Here is a 26,774-nt window from a genome sequence, read left to right as displayed (position 1 = left end):
CCTATCGAGCGATTCGTCAGGTCGTACGGGGTGGTGTGGTGCGGTGCCGGTTCAGCGTGGTGAGGCACCCTCCAGCCCGGCACCGGGCCCCACGGCCGAGTGGAGACGGGCGTAGGCCCCCGCGGCGGCCAGGAGCTGGTCGTGGGTGCCTTGCTCGACGATGCGGCCGCCTTCCATGACGACGATCAGGTCCGCGTCGCGGATGGTGGAGAGGCGGTGGGCGATGACGAAGCTGGTGCGGCCCGCGCGCAGTGAGTGCATCGCGCGTTGGATGAGGGCCTCCGTGCGGGTGTCGACGGAGCTGGTCGCCTCGTCGAGGAGCAGGATCGAGGGCCGTGCGAGGAAAGCCCGTGCGATGGTGATGAGCTGCTTCTCGCCCGCGCTGACGTTGGTCGACTCCTCGTCCAGGACGGTGTCGTAGCCGTCCGGCAGGGTGCGGATGAAGCGGTCGGCGCACATGGCGCGGGCGGCGGTCTCGATCTCCTCGCGGGTGGCGTCGGGGCGTCCGTAGGCGATGTTCTCGGCGATGGTGCCGGAGAAGAGCCAGGCGTCCTGGAGCACCAGGCCGATGTGGGATCGCAGGTCCTCGCGGGCCAGGGTGGTGATGTCGGTGCCGTCGAGGAGGATGCGGCCCGCGTCGGTTTCGTAGAAGCGCATGAGGAGGTTGCCCAGGGTGGTCTTGCCCGCGCCGGTAGGACCGACGACCGCCACGGTCCGGCCGGGTTCGACGGTGAGGGAGAGGTCCTCGATGAGGGGGGTGTCGGGGGAGTAGCGGAAGCAGACCTTCTCGAACTGGACTTTTCCGACAGCCTTGTGGAGTCCGGCCTTTTGGAGTCGCGCGGGGCGCTCGGGGCCGGGTCCCTGCTCGTCCGCGTCCAGGAGTTCGTGGATCCGCTCGGCGGAGGCGAGGGCGGACTGCAGGCGGCCGGCGATGCCGGCGACCTCGACGATCGGCTGGCTGAACTGCCGGGAGTAGAGGACGAACGCCTGGACGTCGCCGACGGACAGGGTCCCCGCGACCACGCGCAGCGCGCCGACGACCGCCACGACGACATAGCCGAGATTGGCGACGAACATCATCGACGGCTCGATGGCACCGGAGACGAACTCGGCCCGTTTGCCAGCGCGGTAGAGGGCTGCGTTGTGCTCGTCGAAGGCGCGCTCGGCCTGCTCGCGCCGCCCGAAGCCCTTGACCAGCGCGTGACCGGTGTAGACCTCCTCGACGTGGGCGTTCAGCGCTCCGGTGGCGGACCACTGACGGGCGAACCGCGGTTGCGCGCGCTTGCTGATCCGGGCCGCGAGTACGGCGGACACCGGTACGCAGGCCACCATGATCAGTGCCAGGAGCGGCGAGATGACGAGCATCAGCACCAGCATGCTCAGTACGGAGAAGACCGCTGTGATCAGCTGGCTGAGGGTCTGTTGGAGGGTCTGTTGCAGGTTGTCGACGTCGTTGGTCACCCGGCTGAGCAGCTCACCTGCCGGGTGGCGGTCGAAGTACCGCAGCGGCAGGCGGGCGAGCTTGGCCTCCACGGACTGGCGCAGCGCGAAGACCACACGCTGTACGACGGCCGAGACCAGTCGCCCCTGCAGGAGAGTGAGGAGGGAGGCGGCGGCGAAGAGCACCAGCGCGATCAGCAGCAGACGGGCGATCCCGTCGAAGTCGACTCCGGCGGATCCACGAGTGTGACGGATGCCGTCGAAGACGAGGTCAGTGGCCTTGCCGAGGAGCAACGGGCCCGCCGCGTTGAGTGCGACGCCGCCGATGCCGAGGGCGACCGCCACGGCGACCGGGGCGCGGTGCGGTCGCAGCAGTGCCAGCGTGCGGCGGGCGGTGCCGCGCCGCCCGCGGCTAGAGCTGTCCGCCGAGCCCATGGACGGCCTCCTGAGGGGTCGTGGCGGTTCCGGCGTCCGGGTCGGAGCCGCCGTAGTGGCCGGTGATCGCAGTGAGTTGGGACCGGGCGATCTCCCGGTACGCCGTACTGGTGAGCAGCAACTCCTCGTGCGTTCCGGCGGCGGCCACCCGGCCCGCTTCCAGGACAACGATGCGCTGTGCGTGCTGGATGGTGCTGACGCGTTGGGCGACGGTGAGTACCGTCGCCCGGGAGATCTCCGGTTCCAGTGCCGCCCGCAGCGCGGCGTCCGTGGCGTGGTCCAGCGCGGAGAAGCAATCGTCGAAGAGATAGATGTCCGGCTTGCGCAGCAGAGCGCGGGCGATCGCCAGGCGCTGCCGCTGCCCGCCGGACACATTGGTGCCGCCCTGCGTGATCGGTGACTTCAGACCCTGCGGCAGGCGCTCGACGAAATCCCGGGCCTGCGCGATCTCCAGCGCGTGCCAGAGCTCGTCGTCGGTGGCGTCGGGGTTGCCGAAGCGCAGGTTGCCGGCGACGGTGCCGGAGAAGAGGTACGCCCGCTGCGGGACGAAGCCGACGGTGCGGCGCAGGACCTCCGTGTCCAGTGTGCGGACGTCGACGCCGCCCACGTGGACGCGGCCCTCGGTGGCGTCGAAGTGCCGCAGCACGAGATTGAGCAGCGTGGTCTTGCCGCTGCCGGTGCTGCCGAGGATCGCCACTGTCTCGCCGGGGCCGGCGCTCAGATCGATGCCGCTCAGCACCGGCTCCTGCGCGCCCGGATACCTGAAGCCGGCGCCGTACAGGGCAAGTTGCCCGGGAGCGGGCACGGCGCGTACGGGTCGCGGCGGTGGCGTCACGCTCGGCTCGGTCGCCAGCACCTGCTGGATGCGCTCGGCCGAGACCCTTGCCCGTGGCATCGCCAGGCACACGAAGGTGACCATCACCACCGACATCATGATCAGCGTCAGATAGCTCAGGAACGCGCTGAGCGCACCGAACCGCATCGCCCCGGCGTCGATGCGGTGCGCGCCGAACCACACCACAGCCGCCATGAAGGCGTTCAGTACCAGCAGCACGACGGGAACGATGGTGGCCAGCAGGCGGCCGACGTGCAACGAGACGTCACGCAATTCGGAATTGGTACGGCCGAATCTCGCGCTTTCGTGACCGTCGCGGACAAAAGCCCGTACGACGCGGACTCCCGTGATGCGTTCGCGCAGCAGGCCGTTGATACGGTCCAGGTATTTCTGCATACGGTCGTAGAACGGATCGGTGCGTCCGAGAATGAGGCCGAATGACATTCCGAGGGCCACCATCAGCGTCACGAGGAGCAGCGAGAGCGGAATGTCCTGCTGGAGTGCGAGCGCGATGCTGCCCAGACACATCAGGGGCGCCGACACGACGACACCGAACGCGGACAGCGTCAGCATCTGCACCTGCTGGACATCGTTGACGGTGCGCGTCATCAGCGACGGAGTGCCGAACTGCCCGACCTCGCGTGCCGAGAAGTCCAGCACCCGGCGGAAGACGGCCGAGCGCAGGTCGCGGCCCATCGCCATGGCCGTACGCGTGCTCAGCGACACCGCACCCACGGATGCCGCGACCTGTACGAGCGTTACGGCCAGCATGCTCAGGCCGGTCCGGGTGATGCAGCCGCTGTCGGCCTTGACCACGCCGTCGTCGATGACCGCCGCACCCAGCGTCGGCAGGGCCAGGGTGGCCAGGATCTGGGCCAGTTGCAGCAGCCCCAGTAGGACGACGAAGCGCCGGTGGGGACGCAGCTGGGTCAGTAGGAGTCTGAACAGCAACGGGTGACGCTCCAGGAGACGGGCAGGTCCGGTCGGGGCGCGGATGGGGCGCCCACCGGGCCTGGGCGGGGCACACCCCGAAAGTGCAGCGCACCGGGCACAGGAAAATCCGTAGTGTCCGGTGGCGGGGTCCCGCGCGCCGTACCGGATGCGGCGGCACCTCCCGCACGGGCCAAGAAATGACGGTGGTGGGGACTCCGGAATTTCCTAGTGTTCCCGGAATTTCTTGACACCACGACCGGCCGCTTGGAAGCGTGCGCTTACCCGGCGTCTGGACCGCGGAGTTTTCGACGCCAAGTGGCCAACAGCTCAAGTGGCCAACATTTCAAGTAGCAGACTCGGCTCTGCGTTTGGGCGGTCTGTTCTGTGCGGAGGAAAGGAATGAGATGTCCAAGCGTGCGCTGATCACCGGAATTACCGGGCAGGACGGCTCCTATCTTGCCGAGCACCTGCTCGCGCAGGGGTACCAGGTGTGGGGCCTGATGCGGGGTCAGGCGAATCCCCGGAAGTCGCGGGTCAGCCGGCTCGTCGCCGATCTGTCCTTCGTCGACGGTGACTTGATGGACCAGGCCAGCCTGGTATCAGCCGTCGACAAGGTGCAGCCCGACGAGATCTACAACCTCGGCGCGATCTCCTTCGTGCCGATGTCCTGGCAGCAGGCCGAACTCGTCACCGAGATCAACGGCATGGGCGTACTGCGCATGCTTGAGGCGATCCGCATGGTCAGCGGCCTGAACGGCTCACGCAGCGGCGACGGTAGCCAGATCCGCTTCTACCAGGCGTCCTCGTCGGAGATGTTCGGCAAGGTCGCCGAGACCCCGCAGTGCGAAACCACCATCTTCCGGCCGCGCAGCCCCTACGGCGTGGCGAAGATCTACGGGCACTTCATCACCCGCAACTACCGTGAGTCCTTCGGCATGTACGCGGTCTCCGGCATGCTCTTCAACCACGAATCCCCGCGCCGTGGAGCGGAGTTCGTGACCCGGAAGATCTCCCTCGCGGTAGCCCGTATCAAGCTCGGCTACCAGGACAAGATGTCCCTGGGCAACCTCGACGCCGTGCGCGACTGGGGCTTCGCCGGAGACTACGTCCGGGCCATGCACCTGATGCTGCAGCAGGACGAGCCGAGCGACTACGTGATCGGCACCGGCCAGATGCACTCGGTCCGCGACGCCGTCCGCATCGCCTTCGAGCATGTGAACCTGAACTGGGAGGACTTCGTCAGCATCGACCCCTCGCTGGTGCGCCCGGCCGAGGTGGAAATCCTTTGTGCGGACGCCGAGCGCGCCCGCACCCAGCTGGGCTGGGAGCCCACCGTCGACTTCCCCGAACTGATGCGCATGATGGTCGACTCCGATCTGCGCCAGGCATCCCGCGAGCGGGAGTACGGGGATCTGCTGCTGGCCGGCAGCTGGTAGTCCGCCCGCGCCCACGGGATACCTCGGCGCACGGAGTGTGCCCGGGTGTATCCCGTACCGCTTCGACACGGCGACCGTGCCGCCACGCGGCGCCAAGGACACTACGGGATTTCGCGTAGTTCTCCCTGTGGAATGGGTGTGTGCAACACAAAGCTGGCGACCGGCCGCCGTCTCCCGGCGGACCGGCCTGGCACCATCGCCAGGAGGAGGCAGCAGGCCCACGACGACCGCCGCGGAAGGAGTTCCGCGGACGTGGAGCCCGCGTGACGAGGAGCGTTGCTGGCCAGGGGTTCCGTAGATCATGTACTCTGGCGCACATCGCACATCACCCTTTAGAGTGATTTGTGGTGCTATGTGGTGATGCCCGTCACATGCGTTGTGTCTCCCAGGTGCGAGGAGTCCCAAGGTGCGGAGCCAGAGCGTAGATTCTGACTTAGGCGGCGCCTTGGTCGGCCGGGGCGATGTGGTGCGCGAGCTCAACCGCTGTGCCCGCAATGCGCGTTCCGGGCGCGCGTGCTCGGTGATCGTGACCGGCCCGGCCGGAATCGGCAAGTCCGCCCTCCTGCACGCCTTCCTCAGTGGGCAGGCCGGTCGGCATGCGACGGTTCTGCAGGCCAGCTGCGAGGAGGGTTCGTCGAGCGCATCATTCAGCGGGGTACGCGCCCTGCTCGGCTCGATCGCACAGGGCGCCCCACTTGAAGGAGTCGCCCGCCACGCCCTGCCCGCCCTCACCCCCGGCGCGCCGGCCGGTGAGTCGCCGCACGCCCCCGCTGTCCAGCACACCTTCCATGGCCTGCACCGCCTCGTGCTGGACATGCTGAGCCGCCGCCCGCTCGTCCTGGCCCTGGACGACATCCATCACGGCGACGAACTCTCCCTGCGCTGGCTGGATTTCCTGCTGCGCCGGTCCGGCGGCCTCCCCCTGCTCGTCGTCCTCACGCAGCAGGCCGAGGCCGCCGCCCTCACCCGCCGCGCCCCGGCCCACCATGCCCTGACAGACCTGGCCACCCACCGCAGCACGACGACGCTGCGCCTGCGACCGCTGACCGAGCCGGATGTCGCGGAGATCGTCCGCGGGTTCTTCCCGGCACCCGCCGCCCCGGTCTTCCTCGCTCGCGCGCGGGCCGCGACCGGCGGCAACCCCCGCCTTCTGGGCCGGCTGCTGCGAGAACTGCGTGCCGAGGGCACCGGTCCGGACGTGGGCGGCGCCGACCGGATCGCCGAGACCGGCGGTCGTGTCCTGGCGTCCTGGGCACGCGAACTCCTGGACCGCCGGCCGCCCTGGGTCGAACAGGTCACACGGGCGGTGGCGGTCCTCGGCGCGAGCGGGACCGATCACGTCGGCGCCTTGGCCGCCGTCCCCGCCGATGTCGTCGCGGACGCGCTGACGGTGCTGCGCGAGGCCGGGCTGCTGGTGCCCGGTGGCCGACACCTGGCGGACGGCGCGGTACGAGCCGCGGTACTGGCGCCCCTGGACGCCCAAGCGCTGGCGAGCCTCCACGCACGGGCAGCCCTGTTGCTGAGCGACGCGGGCCGACCGGCCGAAGAAGTCGCCGACCACCTCCTGCACGTGCCCTCGATTCCCGAACCATGGATGCCCGGCGTGCTGCTGGAAGCCGCGGCCCGCGCCGAGCAGCACGGCGCCCCGGAAGCCGCGGCCCGCTACCTGTACCGGGTGTTGGAAGTGGACCCCGACAGCGTGGACGTCCGCGTCCGGCTGGCCAGATCACTGGCCGAGACCGCCCCGCCCGAGGCCATCGACCTGCTCCGCGAAGCGCTGGCGCCGAGTGTCGACGTACGCACCCGGGCGCGGATCGCCGCGCAGTTCGGCACGACCGGCCTGGCCGCACGCGAGATCTCCGTCGCCCTGGACATCCTCGAAGACGTCCTGGACGCGCTCGACGCCGAACTCGGCCCCGACCCCCTGCCCGCCGACCGCGAACTGCGGACGCTCGTCGAGTCGGTGCTCCTGATCGTCGGCTCGCACGGCCGCAGCACGTTCGCCGCGACACGGAGGCGGGCCGCGGCGATGACCCTGCCTGAGGGCGACACCCCCGCCCAGTGCCAGAAGCTGGCGGCCATGGCCGTACTGACGGCACTCGACGGCCAACCCCCCGAACCGTCCGTGAATCGCGCACTGCGCGCCGGCTCCTGCCCCCAACTGCCCCTGAAGAGCTGGTCCCTGATCAACTCCGCCATCGTCCTCGACCTCGCCGACCGCACCGATGACGCGCTTCGCGCGCTGGACCGCGTCCTGCGCCACGGCCGGGAGAACTCCGCCATATGGACCTATGCCCTGGCCCTCTCCATCCGCGCCGGGATCCAGCACGGCTTGGGAGCGCTCCCGGACGCGCTCGCGGATGCCAGTACAGCGGTCCAAATCAGCAGCGCGGAACGGTGGGGCGAGGTCATGGTCCTGCCGCGCCTGGCCCTGGCGGGTGTACTGGTGGACCGGGGCGAGGCCGCGTCCGCCGAGGCGCTGCTGACCAGCATCGAGCCCGCATGGCGTGATGAGTACGTGTGGACCTACCACCGCTACCTGATGGCCCACGGCCGAGCCCGCCGTGCCTTGGGGGACGCGGAGGGCGCACTGGCACTGTTCCGTGAGTGCGGCAGGTCACTGGAGGAGGCCGAAGTGCGCCACGCGGCATACCTGCCCTGGTGGGTGGAGGCGGCCTGCGTGCTCGCGGAGCTGGGGCGCGCGGAAGAGGCCCAGGAGCCCGCCGCGCACGGCACCCGGCTGGCACGACAGTGGGGCACCCCGCGCGTCCTCGGCCTGGCCGCCCTGGCTCGCGGCGTGGCCACCCCCGGTGAGGGCGGCGTGGAACTGCTGGGCGAGGCGGTGCGCGAACTGGCCGCCTCACCGGCCCGCGTCGAGCACGCCCGCGCCGAACTCATCCTGGGCAAGGTCCTGTTGGCGGACGGTGACCGACGCGCCGCGCGCGAACACCTGCGTGCCGCGGCCGGTCTCGCCCAGCGCTGCGGCGCCCTCGCACTGGGCCAGGATGCCCGCGCCACCTTGGTGGCCGCGGGTGGCCGCATGCGCAAGATGACCGGCTCGCCCCTGGACCTGCTCACCAGCATGGAACGCAGGGTCGCCAGTCTCGCCGCAGGCGGCGCCGGCAACCGCTCGATCGCGCAGTCGCTGTACGTCAGCCTGCGCACGGTCGAGATGCATCTGACCAGCGTGTACCGCAAGTTGGGCGTCGCCGAGCGCACACAGCTCGCCGAGGTCCTCCGCTCCTCGGGCGTCCGCGGAGCTCGGGCGCCGCGGTCGGCACCGCGGCCAGGCGGACAGGACTTTGGGTGAGCGGACCGAGGAGGCGTCTGTGGCGGGACTGAACGACGACCAGCCATACGCTGGGTTCCTGTGGACGGGGCGTCGACGCACCGACTCGTCTCTGCTCGAACGTGAGCAGGAGCAAGCGGAGTTGACGGAGGTGGTGGCCGCTCTCGGCGAAGGCCACCCTGCCGTCGTCTCGGTGACCGGCCGCCCCGGCTTCGGCCACAACGCCCTGCTGCGCTGGACCGCCCGGCTCGCCGAGGAGCGCGCGGTACGCGTCCTGCGCGTCAGCGGCTCCCCGGCCGAACGCGACCTTCGGTACGGAGCCGTCATCCAGCTTCTCACCCAGCTGGGTGAGGTGACTGAACGCGCGCTTCGGGTACTGCGCGAGCACCGCGAGCCGGACGGCCTGCCGGGCCTCCTCGAACTCCTGCACACCACCCGCCGCACACCCACACTCGTGACGGTGGAGGACGCGCAGTGGCTGGACCCGGCCTCCCTGCACTGGCTACAGGCCATGGTGCGCCGCCTGTCCGCGGGCTTCCCCCTCGTCCTGCTCGTCGGCCGCACCGGCACCGACCCTTACGGCCCCGACTGGCTGACCGACACCGCCCCCTCCGGACGGCTGACCCGCCACCTCACCGTCCGCGCGCTGAGCCCCCGTGCGGTCGCCGCCCTTGCTGAAACGATCTTCGGCGTCCCCTGCGACGAGCCGTTCGCCGCCGCGGCCGCCCAGGCATCCCACGGCAGCCCCGCCGTACTGCACGCGGCACTGCACTGCCTGGCAGACGCCGGTCGCCGCCCCACCGCCGACCTCATCCCGCAGCTGCACACTCTGATCACCGGCATCATCGGCGAGCGCGCCGGGCGCGCCCTGCGGAGCCTGACCGACGAGGCCACCGCCGTCCTGCGCGCGCTGGCCGTCGGCGGCGACCTGCTGGAATTCACCCTGATCTCCTCCCTGGCCGGATTGCGCACCGTACGAGAGTCTCAACTGCGCGCGGCGCTGGAAACGGCCGGCTTCACCGTCCCCGACGGCCCCCACGAACGCATCCGCCTGCCCGTCGTCAGGGCCCGCATCCTGGAGGACACGCCGACCGACGAACGCGCCGCCCTGTATGCCCGCGCCGCTCACCTCGCCCACCGGACCGGCGCCGGCGACGAGGACATCGCCCGCTTCCTCCTCCATGCACCGCCCATCGGCGAGCCCTGGGCGGTCCAAGCCCTGTACGGCAGCTTCGGCGCCGCCATCCGCCGCAGTGAGTTCCCCCGAGCCGCCGCCTGGCTGGACCGCGCCCTCGACGAGCCCCAGCACCCCGCTCAGCGCGCACGGACCAGCCTCGACCTGGCCGGCGTCGAGGCCATGACTTCCCCCGAAGCGAGTGACCGCAGGCTCGCCGCCGTCGCCAACAACCCGGGAGAGGGCGAACGCTGGGCTCAACTGCGTCTGCAGGCTCTGGACATGGGCTTGGCCCGCGGCGACGCTGCCTGGGGCAGCCGGGTCGCCACTCAGGCCCTGGCCACCGCCCACGGCAGCGAGCGCGACGACCTGATCGCGCTGTACTGGTACGCCGCCCAGGCCGGGCCCCCCGAGGCCGCCGACGTCCCCGCCGCCGGCGTTCCCGCCCTGCCCCGACACCCCCTCGTCCCCGCTCAGGCGGGCCTTCGCGCCGGGCAGCTCGCCACCCGCGGCGAGTACCGCGAACAGGCCGCGGAGCTGGCCCGCCGGGCTCTGGAAGCAGGCCACGACGCACCCGTGATCCCCCGCCTGGTCGCCATCAGAGCACTCTGGCTCACCGACGCCGCCACCGAAGCCGAGGACCACCTCGCCGCCATCGTCGCCGAACTGCGCCGCTGCCACCGCCGCCCCACGCTCGCCCGCGCGCTGCTTCTGCATGCCGAACTGCACATGCGCGGCGGGCGCCTCGACGCCGCCGAACGCGCGGTGGACGGTGCCGAACGGGCGCTGCCCGCCGCTGCCTGGCACCCTCTGGCCGTCCCGCACCACATGGCCGTACGCACCGCCATCGCCCTGGAGACCCGCCAACGCGACCAGGCCCGTGCCCTGTACGACGCCCCGACACCGCCCGGATCCGAATGCGGCGTCCACTGGCCCTTCCTCGTGTTCACTCGCGCCCGCGTGGCCATCGACGAAGAACGCTGGGCCGACGCCGTCGAACTGCTCAAAGAGACCGGAAGATGGCTGCTGCGCAGACAGTGGATCAACCCCGCCGTACTGCCGTGGCGCTCGCTGGCCGCCAGAGCCTGTCTCACCCTCGGCGACCGGGAACAGGCCCAGCGCCTGATCTGCGAGGACCTCACCCTCGCCCGCCGCTGGGGCGCCCCGAGCGCACTGGGCCTGGCCCAACTGTGCGCCGAATCCCTCGCCCCGCGCGAACCGACCGCCGGACCCCGCGAATTCACCCCCGCCCCTCACGGGCCCAACCAGCTCGCCTATGCCTCGGCCCTGGCCGACATCGCCACGCAAGAGGCCACCAACGGCGACCGCACCACCGCGGCCCGTCTGCTGACCGAACTGTCCCGCCACACCGTCACACACACCTCCAGCCGCTTGGCCGAACGCGCGCGGTGGCTGGCCACCCGGCTGGGACGGACCGCCACGCCCGACGACGACTCCACCCTCCCCAAGGAGTGGGCCGTCCTCTCACCCGCCGAGCGGCGGACCGCCGAACTGGCCCGCCGCGGCCTCGGCAACCGCGAGATCGCCGAACAGCTCTCGGTGAGCCGACGCACCGTCGAGCTGCGGCTGAGCAGCACGTACAAGAAGCTGCGCATCACCTCACGCCAGGAACTCCGTGCGCGGAGCCGGCCGACGGAAAGGACATGATCGATGCTGCTTGAGAGGGAATCTGAACTGGCCAGGATCGGCACCGCAGTGCGTCAGGCACAGGCGGGCCGTTCCTCCGTACTGCTGGTGACCGGCCCTCTGGGCATCGGCCGGTCCTCCCTCCTCGACGAGGCCGGCAGCCCTCCCCCCGACAACTTACGGGTGTTACGGGCCAACGCCGCCCCTACCGAGCAGGACTTCGCCTTCGGCATCGTCCACCAGATCCTCGGCCCCCTCTTACCCGACGACCTCCCCACCCCCGGCGACCACGACGTCCCCGCCTCCGAAGCCGTCCTGCACGGCCTGCGGTCGATACTCGCCGAAGCCTGCGCCACCACCCCCGTACTCCTCCTCGTCGACGACCTGCAGTGGGTCGACCTTCCCTCCCTGCGCTGGCTCGCCTACCTGACCCGGCGCACGGCCGGGATGCGCGTCGCCCTCGTGTGCACCCTGCGTGACGGCGAGGCCCGAGCCCAGCACCCGCTCGTCGGCGACCTCGCGGACGCCGCCGACATCCTGCGCCCCGCCCCGCTCTCGCTCGACGGCACCCGGGCCCTGATCCACCACCAGCTGGGCGAACCCGCCGAGGACAGCTACGCCCTCGCCTGCCACGAAACCTGCGCCGGCAACCCCCTCTTCCTCCAGTCCGTCCTGCGCGACCAGGCCCTCAACGGCCACCGCCCCACCGCCGAACAGGCCGAGCAGGCTCGCGCCTTGTGCCCCACCCAGCTCCGAGACCGGCTGACCAGCTGCCTCCACACACAGCCCGCCCCCGTACGCGACCTGGCCGCGGCCATCGCCGCCTTCGGCGACCACGGCGAGCCCGAGCTCGTCCGGCGCCACGCACGACTGGACACCATCGGCTATCAGCGAGCCCTGCGCACCCTGCACCGCCTCGGCCTGCTCGCCCCCCGCGACGACACCCCACGCTTCGTCCACGACGTCGTATGCCACGCCGTCGACTCCGCCCTCACCATCGCCGAACGCGAACGCTCCCGGGACGCCGCGGCTGAAATCCTCCACCAGGCCGGCCGCCCGGCCGAACACGTCGCGGACCTGCTGATGGGGGTCATCGACACCCGGCGCCCGTGGGCCATGGGGGTGCTGCGGACGGCAGCGGACGCCGCGCTGTGCCGCAGTGCGCCGGACGCCGCCGTCCGCTACCTGCGGCGCGCCCTGCTGGAGAGCACCGCGGGCGACGGCGAACGCGCGCGCCTGCTGATCGACCTGGCCAAAGCCGAACGCGGCATCGACCCCGCCGCCTGCGAACGCCACATCAGCCAGGCCGTCCGCCTGCTGTCGTCGGCCACCGAGCGGGCCGCGGCTACCTTGCTCATCCCGCCCGGCTTCCTCGGTGACGCAACCTCCTCGGCGGTGGACCTGCTGCGCAACGTCTCCGAGGACTTCGAGCTCACAGAGCCGAGCCAGAGGTGTCCCAGCGATATCGCCCTGCGCCTGGAAGCGCGCCTGTGGCAGGCCGGGCACGAGAACCCGGCGGAGCTGACCGGCGCGGTGGAACGCCTGCGCTCACTCGCCACCCCGCCTCCCTTGGACACCGGCGGCGCCCGCGAACTGGCGGCCGTCCTGAACAATGCGGGTGTCCTCTCAAGTGCCCTGCCGGCGCCGGAGGTCGCAGCCCTGGCCGGACAGATCCTGGAACGCGAGCCGGTGACCTCCGAACCCGCCCGCATCGCACTACCGCTGGTCGCGGTGGCCCTGTACGCAGCCGACGCGGTGGAAGGAATCAACACCCGCCTGTCCTGCGAGCAGCGCACCGAGCGCCCGCATGCGGGGGTGCACGCCGAGAACGCCCTGATCCAGCTCGCCTGTGGGCGCCTGACCCAGGCCCGCGAACAGGCCGACCGGGCCGCCGGACTGTCCGACGCGGACTGGCGCGTGCCAACCATGGTCGTCCGGGCCGCGGTTGCCATGGAGTCCGGCAACATCCAGCTGATCGAACGTCTCCTTGAGGACCCCGGGAGGCGCTGGCCGGCGAGCCTCGCCATGACGGCCGTCCGACAACTCCTCAGGGCCTCGCTCATCGCCCGCCGCGGCCGCAGCGCCGCCGCCCTGAAAGCCCTCTTGGCCTGCGGCCGCCAACTGGAATCGGCCGGCTGGCGCAACTCCGTCCTCTTCCCCTGGCGGCCCCGCGCCATCGTCCTTCACCACCGGCTGGGCGAGACCTTGCCGGCCCTGGCCCTGGCGAAGGAGGAACTGCTCTGGGCGCGGCAGTGGGCGGCTCCCGCCGCTCTCGGCCGTGCTCTGCGCCTGAACGCCCTCCTGCCCGGTGGAGGCGGCGAATCCGCCCTGCGCGAGTCCGCCGAGATCCTTCGCACGTCCGCCAACACGCTCGAACTGGCCCGTACGTTGCTCCAGTTGGGTCGAACCCTGGAAAGCGGCAAGGAGGCGAGGGCGGTGCTGCGTGAGGCCGTTGATCTCACCACCGCCTGCGGCGCCCCCTGGCTGACCGAGCGCGCTCGCGCGGCCCTGGGAACCGCCGCCCCCAGCCAGGAGGCACCGCTCACCCAAGGCGAGCGCAAGGTTGTCTCCCTGGTGAGCCGGCGTCTGACCAATCAGGAAATCGCCGATGAACTGGGCGTGAGCACCCGTGCGGTGGAGAAGCACCTGACGTCGTGTTACCGGAAGTTGGGCGTCTCAGGGCGACGGGAGCTGCTCGCAGGCCAGAGCGCACTGGGATCGCGCTGAGTGCGCCGTGAGGAGCTTCTCTTACGGTGCGGGGGATACCGGCGGTAAGAGGTCGGAGTGTTCGGGGAGCCGAAAGGTCGAGGCGAACCGTACCGTGCGGGAGTGTGCGACCACAGGATTAGGGGTGGGGGGCGGGTCAACGTTGACGCTTGATCAGACCGGTCCTTAGTGTCAATTGTGCCCGGGAGTTCGGAATTTCTTTCCAGCAGCTTCCGGGTGGCCCTCGGTTCCCGTGGCCCGCTTCATTCTCCGGTTTTCTCCTTCTCGCTCGATGTCTCTTGATTTCTGGTTCACAGACGGGGGTTGGAAAGGATGTCAGTCCCTTGATGCTTCCTGCTCTGATGGATTCTCTGCAGTTTTCGGCAGGCCAAAGTGCGGTCGGCGCGACCGGCACGGCGGTCCGGGGGGAGGAGCGGTCGAGCGTGTGCATATCCGTACTCGATCCGGCACTGACGATCCGTCAGGCCAATCAGGACTTCTTCCGTCACTTCGCGACCTCCGCCGCGCCTTCCGTCGACGTACTCGCCCCTCCCCCCTCCGATTCCTCGACGGCGGCACCCGACATCTTCGGGCGTAATTTCCGCGATCTGGTGCACCCCAGCGTGCGGCAGCCGCTCATGCGGCAGTTCGAGCGGCTCCTGGAGGGCCGCCGGGACCGCTTCGCCACGAATGTGGTGGCGCTGCGGCCGACCGGCGACGTGTTCACCGGCAGCCTCACGGCCGCCGCCGTCAGCGGCTACGGCCCCGCCCCGGCCGCCGTCCTCGTGGTGATGCAGTCGGGCCAGAGCTCGGAGGACGACGCATTCGTGGCACCGAAAAGGAAACTGCTCAGCGAGATCGACGCGCGAATTCTGGAGGGAATCGCGGCGGGCCTGTCCACGGTTCCGCTGGCGTCCCGGCTGTATCTCAGCCAACATGGCGTGGAATATCACGTCACCAGTCTGCTGCGGAAACTGAAGGCTCCCAACCGCGCGGCACTGGTCTCCCGCGCGTATGCGATGGGGGCGCTGACGGTGGGCACCTGGCCGCCCCGCGTCGTTGAGGACTTCATCAAGTAGCACCCCCACCCGCATTCTGGTGGTCCGCCGCGCGGACGCGGGCCGAGGTCTGCCTTCGCGACCCGGACCGCTCCGCGGGCGAGCCGGGGAGGTACTGGGCGCCGCGGGCGCAGCTGAGCATCCGCGGCGCCCCCGGCATGTCTGCGCGCGGCCGGCCCCGGGCCCGGCCGACTCTACGGAATTCCATGGTCACCCCCGGAGAGACTGGGCGGGTGGCGTGCGGGAAGTCGAGCTGCCTCGTGCAGGGCACGCAGATAACTCATTAGCTGTGGAACAGCAGTCCCCAATGCGGGCTGTCCACCTCGAAATCCTCTGCTGTCCGACGGTCTTGAGATGGGTTGGAACGTGGCGAACATGGATCAGGAACAGAAACTCCGCGACTACCTGAAGCGGGCCAGCGCCGACCTGCGGCGCTCCCGGCAGCGGGTGGGCGAGCTGGAGGCGGCGACTCGCGAGCCGATCGCGATCGTGGGCATGAGCTGCCGCTTCCCGGGTGGCGTCAGCAGCCCCGAAGAGCTCTGGTCCCTGCTCGCCGCCGACGGGGACGGCATCACGACCTCCCCCGATGACCGCGGCTGGGAGCAACTGGCCGGGGACGCGGGGGAGTTCTCCGGCGGATTCCTCCACGGCGCGGCCGAGTTCGACGCCTCCTTCTTCGGGATATCCCCCCGCGAGGCACTCGCCATGGACCCGCAGCAGCGACTGCTGCTGGAGTCCTCCTGGGAGGCTTTCGAGCGGTCCGGCATCGACCCGGCGGCGGTCCGGGGCAGCAGGACAGGCATGTTCGTCGGGGCGATGCCCCAGGAGTACCGGGTGGGTCCGGACGACGACGTCCAGGGCTTCGCCCTGACGGGCACCACCACCAGCGTCATCTCGGGCCGGCTCGCGTACTTCTTCGGAACCGTGGGCCCGGCGGTCACCATCGACACCGCCTGCTCGTCCTCCCTCGTGGCCCTGCACCTGGCCGCCCACTCCCTGCGTCAGGGCGAGTGCTCCCTGGCGCTGGCCGCCGGCGTCACCGTGATGTCCAGCCCCACCACCTTCGTGGAGTTCAGCCGCCAGGGCGGGCTCTCCGCCGACGGCCGCTGCCGCTCCTTCGCCGACTCCGCAGGCGGCACCGGCTGGGCCGAGGGCGTGGGCGTCCTGGTCCTGGAGCGCCTCTCGGTAGCCCGCCGCAACGGCCACGAGATCCTGGCCGTCATCCGGGGATCCGCCGTCAACCAGGACGGCGCCTCCAACGGGCTGACCGCGCCCAACGGCCCCTCGCAGCAACGGGTGATCGAGCAGGCGCTGGTCAGCGCGCGCCTCTCGGCCAACGAGGTCGACGTCGTCGAGGCGCACGGCACCGGCACCGCGCTGGGCGACCCGGTCGAGGCCCAGGCACTGCTGGCCACCTATGGCCAGGGCCGAGAGGCCGACCACCCGCTGTTGCTGGGCTCCGTCAAGTCGAACCTCGGCCACACCCAGGCGGCGGCAGGCATGGCCGGCGTCATCAAGATGGTGCTGGCGATGCGCCACGGCCTGCTTCCGCGCACACTCCACGTCGACGCGCCGTCCTCGCACGTCGACTGGACACAGGGCGCCGTGCGCCTGCTCACGGAGCAAGTCTCCTGGCCGCAGGGCGAACAGCCGCGGCGTGCCGGCATCTCCTCGTTCGGGCTCAGCGGCACCAACGCCCACACGATCCTGGAGGAGGCCCCGGCCGCCCCGTCCCCCGAGGCCGGCCAGGAGGACCAGGAGGGCACCGCGCCGCCGGCCGCCGACGCATCCTTGGCGGCGGGCGCCGTCCCCTGGCTCGTCTCCGGCCGCACCCGCGAGGCGCTGCGCGCCCAGGCGGCGCGGCTGCTCGAACACCTCACGGCCCACCCCGGTCTCGCGCCTGTGGACGTGGCCTACTCCCTGGCCACGGCCCGCTCCGGCCTGGAACACCGTGCCGCGTTCACCGCGGCCGACCTGGGCCGGGCCCGCGCTGCCCTCACCGCGCTCGCCGACGGCGCTCCGGCCCCCGGCCTGGTGCAGGACACCGCCCGGACGCGGTCCAAGCTCGCCTTCCTCTTCGCCGGCCAGGGCTCCCAGCGGCCAGGCATGGGGCGTGAACTGGCCGCCCGCTTCCCCGTCTTCGCCACCGCCCTCGACGAGGTCCTCACCCACCTCGACCAGGGCCTCGAACGGCCCCTGAAGGAGGTGCTGTTCGCCGCCGAGGGCACGCCCGAGGCCGCCCTGCTCGACGAGACCGGCTACGCCCAGCCCGCACTGTTCGCGATCGAGGTGGCGCTGTACCGGCTCGCCGAGTCCTTCGGCATCACGCCGGACTTCCTCGCCGGGCACTCCATCGGAGAGATCGCCGCGGCGCACGTGGCCGGGGTCTTCACCGTGGCCGACGCCGCGGCCCTGGTGCTCGCCCGCGGCCGCCTCATGCAGGCGTTGCCCGAAGGCGGCGCCATGGTCTCCCTCGAAGCCACCGAGGAGGAGGTCCTGCCCCTGCTGGCGGACCTGTCGGACCGCGTCTCGATCGCCGCGGTCAACGGGCCCGCCGCCGTCGTCGTCGCCGGCCGGACCGACGAGGTCAGCGCCGTCGCGGAGCACTTCGGCGCGCTGGGCCGCAAGACCAAGCGGCTGCGCGTCTCGCACGCGTTCCACTCCCCGCTCATGGAGCCCATGCTGGCGGACTTCCGCACCGCCGTCTCCCGGCTCACACCGCAGGCCCCCGTCATCCCGGTCGTCTCCGGCCTGACCGGGACCCTCGCCACGGTGGAGCAACTGACCTCCCCCGAGTACTGGGTGAACCACGCCCGGCACACCGTACGGTTCGCCGACGCCCTCGACTGGCTCCACGGCCACGGCACCGCCACCTTCCTGGAGTTGGGGCCCGACGGCGTCCTGTCCGCCATGGCCCAGAACTCCCTGGCCGCGACCGGTACCGCCGACGGCGCCTCCGACTCCGCCGACGCCGCAGGCCCCGCCGACGCCGTCCTCGCCGATGGCGTCCCCGCCACGCTCGCCGTGCTGCGGCCGGGCCGCCCCGAGGCCGAGACCCTCACCGCCGCGCTGGCCGGTCTGCACACCCGCGGCGTGGCCGTCCAGTGGGAGCCCTACTTCCAGGACACCGGCGCCCGGCGCACCGACCTGCCCACCTACGCCTTCCAGCGCCGCCGCTACTGGCCCAGGAGCACCCCCGCGACGGGCGGTGACGTACGCGCCGCCGGCCTGGGCGCGGCGCACCACCCGCTGCTGACGGCGGCCGTGTCGGTCGCCAACTCCGACGGCCTGCTGCTGACCGGCCGGCTGTCGCGGCGCACCCACCCCTGGCTCGCCGACCACGCCGTACGCGGCACGGTGCTGCTGCCGGGCACCGCCTTCCTCGAACTGGCCGTACGCGCCGGGGACGAGGCCGGCTGCGGTCGCGTGGAGGAACTCACGCTGGCCGCCCCGCTGCTGCTGCCCGAGGAGGGCGGCGTCCAGGTGCAGGTCTGGGTGGGCAGCCCCGACGAGTCGGGTCGCCGCGCCGTCAGCGTCCACTCCCGCCCCGACGGGCCGGAGGAACTCCCCTGGACCCAGCACGCCTCGGGCACCCTCGTCGCCGGCGAGCACCACGCCGACTTCGACGCCACCGCCTGGCCGCCCGCCGACGCCCAGCCGCTGGACCTCGACGGCTTCTACGACCGGATGGCCGACACCGGCTTCGGCTACGGCCCGCTGTTCCAGGGCCTGCACGCCGCCTGGCGCAGTGGCGACGACGTCTACGCCGAGGTGACGCTGCCCGACACGAACGGCTCCGACGCCGACTCCGCGGCATCGTTTGGGATCCACCCGGCCCTGCTGGACGCCGCCCTGCACGCCGCGGCCTTCGCCGACCTGGGCGAGCACGCCCGCGGCGGCCTGCCCTTCTCATGGCAGGACGTGACGTTGCACGCGAGCGGGGCGACGACGGTCCGGGTGAAGCTGACCCCGGCCGGCGACGACGCCGTGGCGATCGCCGTCGCCGACACCACCGGCGCCGCCGTCGTCTCCATCGGCTCGCTGGTCCTGCGCACGGTGCCCGACGAGCGGTTCGGCGCCGCCGACTCCCTCGTCCGGGAAGCCCTGTTCGAACTGCGCTGGACCGCAGCACACCAGTCCCCGCAGACGGCGCCCGCCTCGGTCGGCGTCCTCGGCCCGGACCTCTTCGGCCTGGAGCGGGCGCTTTCGTCGCCGGACCTCACCGTCATGGCGCTGCCCGGCGCGGACGGCACCCGAGCACCGGACGTGGTACTCGCCCCCCTCGCGGGTGCGGACGCCGACAGCGGTGACGAGGTCGTCACCTCCGTGCACGCCCGCACCGCCCACGTCCTGGCATGCCTGCGGAGCTGGCTGGCCAGCGAGCAGTACGCCGGGTCCCGGCTGGTCTTCGTCACGCGTGGCGCCGTCGCCACCGACGCCCGACAGGCGCCGGACCCGGTGGCCGCCGCCGTCTGGGGCCTGGTGCGCGTCGCGCAGAGCGAACACCCCGGCCGCTTCGGCCTGTTGGACCTCGACCCCGCTCTCGACGAGCCCACTGTGCAGCCGCTGCTGCGGGCCCTGGCCCTGGACGAGCCGCAGACCGCCGTCCGCGGCACCGCCGTGCTCACCGCGCGGCTCGCCCGCGCCCAGGCATCGCAGACCACTGCGGAATGGGCCCCTGACGGCACCGTGATCCTCACCGGGGCCACCGGCGGCCTGGGCCGCGTACTGGCCCGGCACCTGGTCACCGAGCGCGGCGTACGGCACCTCCTGCTCGTCAGCCGCCACGGCGCCGACGCCGAGGGCGCCCGGGAACTCGTGGCCGAACTCACCGAACACGGCGCCCAGGTGGCCATCGCGGCCTGCGACCTGGCCGACCGTGCCGCCGTGGACCGGCTGCTGGCCGGTGTGCCCGCCGAGCACCCTGTCACCGCCGTCGTGCACAGCGCCGGCACCCTCGACGACGGCGTGATCGAGTCACTCACCCCCGAGCAGATCAGCACGGTCCTGCGGCCCAAGGCCGACGCCGTCTGGCACCTCCACGAGGCCACCCGGGATCTGGACCTGGCCGCCTTCGTCGTCTTCTCCTCCCTCTCCGGCACCGTGGGCACGGCGGGCCAGGGCAACTACGCCGCCGCCAACGCCTTCCTCGACGCGCTCGCCCAACTGCGCCGCGCCCAGGGCCTGCCGGGGCTCTCCCTGGCCTGGGGCCCGTGGGAGCCCACCGCCGGAATGACCGGCGGCCTGACGGACGAGGACCTCGCGCGGCTGGCCCGTATGGGTACCCCGGCGCTCACCGTGGAACAGGGCACCGCCCTCTTCGACGCCGCCACCGCCATGGACGCCGCCGTCCTGCTGCCGACCAGGATCGACCTGTCCGTGCTGCGCCTCCAAGGTGCCCAGGGCGCGGTACCGCCGCTGTGGCGCGGCCTGATCCGTACCCCGGCCCGCCGCTCGGTGGTCTCGGCCTCGGAGACCGCCGTCACCCTCGTACAGAAGCTGTCCCGGCTGGCGGAGACCGACCGCCGGGAGGTCGTGCTCGACCTCGTGGCCGGTCAAGTGGCCGCCGTACTCGGCCACTCCAGCACCGCCGACATCGACGCGCGGCGCCCGCTGCGGGAGCTGGGCTTCGACTCGTTGACCGCCGTCGAACTGCGCAACCGGCTCAGCGCGGCCACCGGCCTGCGCACCGCCGCGACGATGATCTTCGACTACCCGACCGTCGACGCCCTCGCCACGCACATCCTCGCCGAGCTCATGGGCTCCGAAGCCGCCACCGCGACCAGCGCTCCCCGTGCCGCCGGCAGCGCCACCCACGACGACCCCATCGTCATCGTCGGCATGAGCTGCCGCTACCCGGGCGGGGTCGCCTCGCCCGAGGACCTGTGGCGGCTGGTCAGCGAGGGCACCGACGCCATCTCGGGCCTGCCCACCGACCGGGGCTGGGACCTGGACGCGCTCTACGACCCGGACCCGGACCGCATCGGCACCTCCTACTCCCGCTTCGGCGGATTCCTGCACAATGCCGCCGACTTCGACCCCGCCTTCTTCGGCATGAGCCCCCGCGAGGCCCTGGCCACCGACTCCCAGCAGCGGCTGCTGCTCGAAGCGTCCTGGGAGGCCATCGAGCGCACGGGCATCGACCCGGCGTCCCTGCGCGGCAGCCGGACCGGCGTGTTCGCGGGCGTGATGTACAACGACTACGCCACGGTCCTCTCCGCCGGACAGTTCGAGGGCCACCAGGGCAGTGGCACCGCCCCGAGCGTCGCCTCCGGGCGGATCTCCTACACGCTCGGGCTGGAAGGCCCCGCCGTCACCGTCGACACCGCCTGCTCGTCGTCGCTGGTCGCCATGCACTGGGCGATGCAGGCACTGCGCGCGGGGGAGTGCTCGCTCGCACTCGCCGGCGGCGTCACGGTCATGTCGACGCCGGGCGCCCTCATCGAGTTCTCCCGGCAGCGCGGCCTGTCCCCGGACGGCCGCTGCAAGGCGTTCTCCGACGGCGCCGACGGCGTCGGCTGGTCCGAAGGCGTCGGCGTCCTCGTCCTGGAACGCCTCTCCGACGCCCGCCGCAACGGGCACCACGTCCTGGCCGTCGTCCGCGGCTCCGCGGTCAACCAGGACGGTGCCTCCAACGGCCTGACCGCCCCCAACGGCCCCGCCCAACAGCGGGTGATCCGGCAGGCGCTGTCCGCCGCCGGCCTGTCCGTCGCGGACATCGACACGGTCGAGGCTCACGGCACCGGCACCGCCCTCGGCGACCCCATCGAGGCCCAGGCTCTGCTCGCCACCTACGGCCAGGACCGCGCCCCGCAGAGCCCGCTGCTGCTGGGCTCCGTGAAGTCCAACATCGGCCACACCCAGGCCGCGGCCGGCGTCGCCGGCGTCATCAAGATGGTCATGGCCATGCGCCACGGCGTGCTGCCCCGTACCCTGCACGCCGACGAGCCGTCCTCGCACGTGGAGTGGGGCTCCGGAGCGGTGCGCCTGCTCACCGAGGAGACGCCCTGGCCGCAGGCCGGCCGGCCGCGTCGCGCCGCCGTCTCCTCGTTCGGTTTCAGCGGTACCAACGCCCACCTCATCGTCGAGGAGCCGTCGGCCGCCCCCGACCAGCGCGAACAGTCGGCGCTCACCCCGGCCGTCGTGCCCTGGACGCTGTCCGGCAAGAGCCGCGCCGCCCTCCGGGACCAGGCCGCCCGCCTGCGGTCCTTCCTCGACGAGCGCCCAACTCTCGACCCGGTCGACGTCGCGCTCTCCCTCGCCACCACCCGGACGGCCTTCGACCAGCGCGCCGTCGTCACCGGCGACCGCGACGAACTGCTGCGCGCACTCGCCGACCTGGCCGCCGACCGGCCCGGCTCCGCGCTCACCGAGGGCGAGATCGGCGGCGCGGGCAAGCTGGCCGTGGTGTTCTCCGGGCAGGGCAGCCAGCGCCCCGGCGCGGGCCGTGAACTCGCCGCCCGCTTCCCCGCGTTCGCCCAGGCCCTCGACGAGGTCACGGCCGCCCTCGACCCGCACCTGGACCGTCCCCTCAAGGACGTCCTGTTCGCCCCGGAGGGCAGCCCCGAGGCGGCGCTGCTCGACCACACCGAGTGGACCCAGCCCGCGCTGTTCGCCGTCGGGGTCGCGCTCCACCGGCTGCTGGGCACGTGGGGCATCCGCCCCGACGTGCTGCTGGGCCACTCCATCGGCGAGATCACCGCCGCGCATGTCGCGGGCGTCCTCTCGCTGTCCGACGCGGCCCGCCTGGTGACCGCCCGGGGACGGCTGATGCAGGCGCTGCCCGCCGGCGGCGCGATGATCTCCCTCCAGGCCAGTGAGGACGAGACGGCGCCGCTGCTCGCCGGGCGCGAGCACGAGGTCTCCCTCGCCGCCGTCAACGGCCCCCACAGCGTCGTGGTCGCCGGAGACCTGGCCGCCGCCGAGGAGATCGCCGCCCACTTCGCGGCCCAGGGCCGCAAGATCAAGCGCCTGACGGTCAGCCACGCCTTCCACTCGCCGCTCATGGAGCCCGCGCTGGACGGGCTGCGCGAGGTCGCGGCCGGGCTCACCTACCACGCGCCGGACGTGACCGTCATCTCCGGCCTGACCGGACGACCCGCCACCGACGACGAACTGCGCTCCGCCGACTACTGGGTCGCGCACGCCCGCGGCGCCGTCCGCTTCGCCGACACCCTGCGCGCCGCACACGACTTCGGCGCCGGCACCTTCCTCGAAGTCGGCCCCGACAGCGTGCTGTCGGCCGCCGCCCAGGAAGCCCTCGGCGACGCGGCGGACGCGCACATCGTCCCGTTGCTGCGCGCCGGGCGCGGCGAGGAGCGCTGTGCGGCCACCGCCCTGGCCCGTCTGCACGTGCGCGGCACGGCCGTCGACTGGCCCGCGTACCTCGCCGGCACCGGAGCACGCCCGGTCGATCTGCCCACCTACGCCTTCCAGCACGAGCGCTACTGGCCCGAGCCGGCCCCGTTCGGCCTCGCGCCGGCCGCCGCCGACCCCGCGGACGCCGAGCTCTGGGGCGCCGTCGAACGCGGCGACGCCGCCGAGCTGGCCACTCTCCTCGGGCTGCGCGACGAACAGCACGCCTCCCTGTACGCGCTGTTGCCCGCACTGTCCTCCTGGCGCCAGCACCGGCACGAGAAGGCGCTGCTGGACTCCACCCGCTACCGCGTCGCCTGGCGCCCCGCGACGGCGGCCGCCGCGCCCGTACTCGACGGCACCTGGCTGCTCGTCACCGCCGACGGCATCGACAGCGACGAGATCCTGGACGCACTGCGTGGCCACGGCGCCCAGTTCGAGACCCTCACCCTGGACGACGCCTGCCGCGACCGCACCGAACTCGCCGCCCGGCTCGACGCCGTACGGACGCAGGACCGCGCCTTCGCCGGCATCCTGTCCCTGCTCCCGCTCGCCGACCGGCCCGGCGCCGAGGGCGGCGCTGAGCTGCCCACCGGGCTCGCGCTGAGCTTCGTCCTGACCCAGGTACTGGTCGACATCGACCTCGCCGCCCCGCTGTGGACGCTGACCCGCGGCGCCGTCACCACCGGCTCCGACGACCCGCTCACCAACCCCCTCCAGGCCGCGGTCTGGGGACTGGGCCGGGTCGCCGCCCTGGAGCACCCGCAGCTGTGGAGCGGCCTGATCGACCTGCCGGCCGCCCTCGACGCCCCCGCCACCCAGCACCTCGTCAGCGCGCTGGCCGCACGGGGCGGCGAGGACCAGATCGCCCTCCGGGCCACCGGAGCGCTCGGCCGGCGCCTGGTGCGCCACCCGCAGGCCGAACTGCCCCCCGCCGACGCCTTCACCGCGGGCGGCACCGTGCTCATCACCGGCGGCACCGGAGCGCTCGGCGCCGAGGCGGCCCGCTGGCTCGCCCGCAGCGGCGCCGACCACCTCCTCCTCACCAGCCGCCGCGGCCCCGATGCCCCGGGAGCGGCCGAACTGGCAGCAGAAATACGGGACTTGGGGGCCGAGGTCACCATCGCGGCCTGCGACACCGCCGACCGCGGCACGCTCGCCGCACTCCTGGCCTCCGTACCCACGGAGCACCCGCTGACCGGCGTCGTGCACGCGGCTGGCGTCGGCCAGAACGCCTCCCTGGCCGAAACCCCCCTGGACGCCGCCGCCGAGGCGATGGCCGCCAAGATGCTCGGCGCGGCCCACCTCGACAGCCTCCTGGACGGCCAGGACCTGGACTTCTTCGTCCTGGTCTCCTCGATCGCCGGAGTGTGGGGCAGCGCCGGGCAGAGCGCCTACGCCGCCGCCAACGCCTACCTTGACGCCCTGGCAGAGCACCGCGCGGCCCGCGGCCTGCCCGCCACCTCGGTGGCCTGGGGTCCCTGGGCCGAGGCCGGAATGGCCACCCACGAGGCGGTCACCGACGCACTGCGCAAGCGCGGCCTGCGCTTCCTCGCGCCCGCGAACGCCCTCACCGAACTGCGCCGTGCCGTCGTCGGCAAGGACGTCACCGTCACGGTCGCCGACATCGACTGGGAGCGCTACCACCCCGTCTTCACCGCCACCCGCCCCAGCGCCCTCTTCGACGAACTGGCCGAGGTCCAGGCCCTCGCCCGCACGGAGGACGCGAGCGCCGCACCCGAATTCGCCGCCCGCCTGCGGGGCCTCGACGAGGACGAGCAGACGCGGCTGCTGGCCGACCTGGTACGTGCCGAGGCGGCCATCGCCCTCGGCCACGACTCCGCGGACGCCATCTCGGAGCGGCGGGCCTTCCGCGACGCCGGCTTCGACTCGCTGACCGCCGTGGAACTGCGCAAGCGGCTGGCCGCCCTCACCGGCCTGGCCCTGCCCGCCACCCTCGTCTTCGACTACCCGACCCCCACCGTCCTCGCCCGCCACCTTCGTGCGGAACTCCTGGGCACCGGCGCCGCGGCCACGCCCGCGGCCGTTCCCCCGGGGGGCTTCGACGAGCCCATCGCCATCGTCGGCATGAGCTGCCGCTTCCCCGGCGGCGTCCGTTCCCCGCGGCAGCTGTGGGACCTGGTCAGCGACGGCGCCGACGCCATCACCGACTTCCCTGTCAACCGCGGCTGGAACACCGGCCTCCACCATCCCGACCCGGACAACCCCGGCACGACGTACTCCACCCAGGGCGGGTTCCTGCACGACGCGGGCGAGTTCGACGCCTCCTTCTTCGGTATCTCGCCGCGCGAAGCGCTGTCGATGGACCCCCAGCAGCGGCTGCTGCTGGAGACCACCTGGGAGGCGTTCGAGCAGGCCGGCATCGACCCCACCCGCGTTCACGGCACCGCGACCGGCACCTTCATCGGCTCCACCTACCAGGAGTACGGCCTCGGCATCGAGGACGGCTCCGCCGGCCACCTGGTGACCGGCACCAGCCCCAGCGTGCTCTCCGGGCGCCTGGCCTACCTCTTCGGTCTCGAAGGACCGGCTGTCACCGTCGACACCGCCTGCTCCTCGTCCCTGGTCGCCCTGCACCTGGCCTGCCAGTCCCTGCGCAACGGCGAGAGCTCCCTGGCCCTGGCCGGCGGCGCGACCGTGATGACCAACCCCAACCCGTTCATCGCCTTCAGCCGGCAGCGGGCCCTGGCCGGCGACGGCCGCTGCAAGGCGTTCTCGGACGGCGCCGACGGTATGACCCTCGCCGAAGGCGTCGGCATCCTCGTCCTGGAGCGCCTCTCGGACGCCGAGCGCAACGGACACGAGATCCTCGCCGTCGTCCGCGGCTCGGCCATCAACCAGGACGGCGCCTCCAACGGCCTGTCCGCCCCCAACGGCCCCTCCCAGCAGCGCGTCATCCGCCAGGCCCTGGCCAACTCGGGGCTGGCCCCGAAGGACATCGACGCCGTCGAGGCTCACGGCACCGGCACCGCCCTCGGCGACCCCATCGAGGCGCAGGCTCTGCTCGCCACCTACGGTCAGGACCGCGACCCGCAGAGCCCGCTGCTGCTGGGCTCCGTGAAGTCCAACATCGGCCACACCCAGTCGGCGGCCGGCGTCGCCGGAGTCATCAAGATGGTCCTGGCCCTGCGCCGGGGAACACTGCCGCGCACCCTGCACGCCGACACCCCCTCCAGCCACATCGACTGGACCTCCGGCACCGTCGCCCTGCTGCACGAGCCCGCCGACTGGCCCGAGGGCGAGCGCCCGCGCCGCTGCGCGGTCTCCTCCTTCGGCATCAGCGGCACCAACGCCCACACCATCCTCGAAGAAGCCCCCCGCCCGCAGGAGGCGGCCCCCGAGCGGAGGGTGCCCCCGGCCGGCGACGCCATCCCCTGGATGCTGACCGCCCGCACCCCGGGCGCGCTGCGCGCCCAGGCAACCAACCTCGCCGCCCACCTCGACG

8 protein-coding genes (1 of these 8 only partly in view) are annotated in these 26,774 nt (G+C 72.4%); 6 read left to right on the top strand and 2 right to left on the bottom strand.

The annotated features are described in order from the left end of the window. Nucleotides 1-51: 51 nt before the first annotated feature. Complete coding sequence (locus tag ACWC2B_RS31250; protein WP_450722495.1) at nucleotides 52-1,875, bottom strand: ABC transporter ATP-binding protein; 1,824 nt, start codon at nucleotides 1,873-1,875, stop codon at nucleotides 52-54. Next, nucleotides 1,853-3,661: an ABC transporter ATP-binding protein gene (locus tag ACWC2B_RS31245; RefSeq protein WP_450722493.1), complete on the bottom strand. Its 1,809-nt coding sequence runs from the start codon at nucleotides 3,659-3,661 to the stop codon at nucleotides 1,853-1,855. Before ACWC2B_RS31245 ends, ACWC2B_RS31250 begins: the two co-directional genes overlap by 23 nt. 386 nt (nucleotides 3,662-4,047) lie before the next feature. Between ACWC2B_RS31245 and ACWC2B_RS31240 the strand changes: the two genes are divergently transcribed. The 6 genes from ACWC2B_RS31240 to ACWC2B_RS31215 form a co-directional block, all read left to right on the top strand. Then, on the top strand, nucleotides 4,048-5,079 hold the full coding sequence (locus ACWC2B_RS31240) for a GDP-mannose 4,6-dehydratase (RefSeq protein ID WP_385997892.1): 1,032 nt from the start codon (nucleotides 4,048-4,050) through the stop codon (nucleotides 5,077-5,079). A gap of 406 nt (nucleotides 5,080-5,485) precedes the next feature. Next, nucleotides 5,486-8,389, top strand: coding sequence for a helix-turn-helix transcriptional regulator (locus ACWC2B_RS31235; protein ID WP_450722490.1), 2,904 nt, complete (start codon nucleotides 5,486-5,488; stop codon nucleotides 8,387-8,389). A 19-nt stretch (nucleotides 8,390-8,408) separates the two neighbouring features. Beyond that, on the top strand, nucleotides 8,409-11,210 hold the full coding sequence (locus tag ACWC2B_RS31230) for an AAA family ATPase (RefSeq protein ID WP_450722488.1): 2,802 nt from the start codon (nucleotides 8,409-8,411) through the stop codon (nucleotides 11,208-11,210). 3 nt (nucleotides 11,211-11,213) lie between these two features. Then, on the top strand, nucleotides 11,214-13,916 hold the full coding sequence (locus tag ACWC2B_RS31225) for an ATP-binding protein (RefSeq protein WP_450722486.1): 2,703 nt from the start codon (nucleotides 11,214-11,216) through the stop codon (nucleotides 13,914-13,916). Nucleotides 13,917-14,242: 326 nt separating this feature from the next. After that, nucleotides 14,243-14,974, top strand: a complete 732-nt coding sequence (locus ACWC2B_RS31220; RefSeq protein WP_450722484.1) for a LuxR C-terminal-related transcriptional regulator — start codon at nucleotides 14,243-14,245, stop codon at nucleotides 14,972-14,974. A 354-nt stretch (nucleotides 14,975-15,328) separates the two neighbouring features. Next, a protein-coding gene (locus ACWC2B_RS31215; RefSeq protein WP_450722482.1) for a type I polyketide synthase crosses the window boundary here: on the top strand, nucleotides 15,329-26,774 show its beginning. Its footprint extends 17,114 nt past the window's final position; 11,446 of the gene's 28,560 nt are visible here — the first part of the coding sequence; the start codon lies at nucleotides 15,329-15,331; its stop codon lies off the right edge, out of view.

It is taken from the genome of Streptomyces sp. NPDC001415 (assembly GCF_053597395.1).
This window is presented reverse-complemented; position numbering and strand designations above follow the sequence as displayed.

Coding starts and splice junctions, on each gene's coding strand:
- ACWC2B_RS31250 (WP_450722495.1), bottom strand. CDS start 1,875: ATGGGCTCGGCGGACAGCTCTAGCCGCGGGCGGCGCGGCACCGCCCGC.
- ACWC2B_RS31220 (WP_450722484.1), top strand. CDS start 14,243: ATGCTTCCTGCTCTGATGGATTCTCTGCAGTTTTCGGCAGGCCAAAGT.
- ACWC2B_RS31240 (WP_385997892.1), top strand. CDS start 4,048: ATGTCCAAGCGTGCGCTGATCACCGGAATTACCGGGCAGGACGGCTCC.
- ACWC2B_RS31225 (WP_450722486.1), top strand. CDS start 11,214: ATGCTGCTTGAGAGGGAATCTGAACTGGCCAGGATCGGCACCGCAGTG.